Source organism: Enterobacter cloacae complex sp.6700776 (assembly GCF_048284255.1).
Classification (GTDB): Bacteria; Pseudomonadota; Gammaproteobacteria; order Enterobacterales; family Enterobacteriaceae; genus Enterobacter; species Enterobacter intestinihominis.
On sequence record NZ_JBLVYK010000247.1, the window covers coordinates 1 to 281 of the forward strand.

The 281-nt window shown below is 38.1% G+C and carries 1 pseudogene; it reads right to left on the reverse strand.

Features of this window, described 5'->3' with window-relative positions:
* Positions 1-218, reverse strand: a pseudogene (locus ACNQ0T_RS24095) (hypothetical protein); the annotation flags it as partial.
* Positions 219-281: the final 63 nt, after the last annotated feature.

Genomic DNA, 281 nt, shown 5'->3' on the forward strand with positions numbered 1-281 from the left:
CCACAGACTCGGTAGCTTTCAACTTCTTTAAATTCGCTTTTCAGGACAATTTTGACATTCTCAAAAGTCAGAGGACTACCTGAACTTAGCTTATTCTCGATAAGCTTTTCAGCTTGCTTGGTGACATCGCTATCACCGATCGTTGTATAAAACTGATAAGCAAATGCACCTAACGCCAACAATATAACTATCAGTAGCTTGCTTTTTATACGTTTCAATCTCAAATCCTTCTCATACTACACTTATGGGCTTATCGATTATGTTAACACCTTTACCCCATC